3 tRNA genes and 2 rRNA genes are annotated in these 1,775 nt (G+C 47.3%); all 5 read left to right on the plus strand.

The features are described from left to right. Positions 1-336, plus strand: a 16S ribosomal RNA gene (locus DA100_RS10560); the annotation flags it as partial. A gap of 87 nt (positions 337-423) precedes the next feature. Next, a tRNA-Glu gene (locus tag DA100_RS10565) sits at positions 424-499 on the plus strand. A 2-nt stretch (positions 500-501) separates the two neighbouring features. Beyond that, positions 502-577 (plus strand) — tRNA-Lys (locus DA100_RS10570). 66 nt (positions 578-643) lie between these two features. Further along, a tRNA-Val gene (locus tag DA100_RS10575) sits at positions 644-719 on the plus strand. Between the two features lie 360 nt (positions 720-1,079). Further along, positions 1,080-1,775, plus strand: a 23S ribosomal RNA gene (locus tag DA100_RS10580); the annotation flags it as partial.

Below are 1,775 nucleotides of genomic sequence, written 5' to 3' on the forward strand. Positions count from 1 at the left end.
GCCCTTACGAGTAGGGCTACACACGTGCTACAATGGCGCATACAGAGGGCAGCCAACTTGCGAAAGTGAGCGAATCCCAAAAAGTGCGTCGTAGTCCGGATTGGAGTCTGCAACTCGACTCCATGAAGTCGGAATCGCTAGTAATCGTGGATCAGAATGCCACGGTGAATACGTTCCCGGGCCTTGTACACACCGCCCGTCACACCATGGGAGTGGGCTGCAAAAGAAGTGGGTAGTTTAACCTTCGGGAGGACGCTCACCACTTTGTGGTTCATGACTGGGGTGAAGTCGTAACAAGGTAGCCCTAGGGGAACCTGGGGCTGGATCACCTCCTTATACGATGATTATTGCGATGAGTGTTCACACAGATTGATGGTTTATGTAGTTTAAGAGAAAGAACATCCCCCAAGATGTTCACTTAGTGTCCCGTTCGTCTAGAGGCCTAGGACACCGCCCTTTCACGGCGGTAACAGGGGTTCGACTCCCCTACGGGATACCATTGGGTCGTTAGCTCAGTTGGTAGAGCAGTTGACTTTTAATCAATTGGTCGCAGGTTCGAATCCTGCACGACCCACCATTCTTCTCCACGAAGGAATGGCCTTTGTTTTACTTTACTAAAGTAAAAACAACAGGAAACTTATGTGGGCGATTAGCTCAGTTGGGAGAGCACCTGCCTTACAAGCAGGGGGTCACTGGTTCGAGCCCGGTATCGCCCACCATTCTCTAAGTATTTTTGGATAGGAATTCCAAACCACTTCAGTTAAGCGTATGTGGTTGGTATTTTCGACTCCGAGAGTCTTTAGAAAATGAACTTCTTTGGAAGTGATTTGCTCTTTAACAATTTGGAAAGCTGACGAATAACAACAATCCCCATATCTTTGATATGCGTTGTTATTCAAATTAAAAGTTCTCAAATCCTAACTTTCTCTAATAAAGAGAAATTTAGGTACCAACACACATTCAAGTGTTCTTGGAAACATCCTTGTGATGTTTATATTTGAGTCCGGCAAAATCGTGTCTGCACATGTATAAAAATGCAGACAACTTTGGTGACTAACAAAGACCCTTTGGGGTTGTATGGTTAAGTGACTAAGCGTACACGGTGGATGCCTTGGCAGTCAGAGGCGATGAAGGACGTATTAACTTGCGATAAGCCCAGATTAGGTAGTAAAAACCTGTGAGTCTGGGATTTCCGAATGGGGAAACCCACTTACATAAGTAAGTATCGCTGCGTGAATACATAGCGCAGTGAGGCGAACCGGGGGAACTGAAACATCTAAGTACCCCGAGGAAAAGAAATCAACCGAGATTCCGAAAGTAGCGGCGAGCGAAATTGGACTAGCCCTTAAGCTTTTAATGAGACAGGTGAAGGCTCTGGAAAGTGCCGCGATACAGGGTGATAGCCCCGTAACCGACATCTCATCATCAGTGAAATCGAGTAGGGCGGGACACGTGTTATCCTGTCTGAATATGGGGGGACCATCCTCCAAGGCTAAATACTACTGACTGACCGATAGTGAACCAGTACCGTGAGGGAAAGGCGAAAAGAACCCCTGTGAGGGGAGTGAAATAGAACCTGAAACCGTGTACGTACAAGCAGTAGGAGCACCCTCGTGGTGTGACTGCGTACCTTTTGTATAATGGGTCAGCGACTTATATTCAGTAGCAAGGTTAACCATCTAGGGGAGCCGTAGAGAAATCGAGTCTTAACTGGGCGTCGAGTTGCTGGATATAGACCCGAAACCAGGTGATCTAGCCATGGGCAGGTTGAAGGT

Source organism: Vibrio sp. Hep-1b-8 (assembly GCF_006124995.1).
Taxonomy (GTDB): Bacteria; Pseudomonadota; Gammaproteobacteria; order Enterobacterales; family Vibrionaceae; genus Vibrio.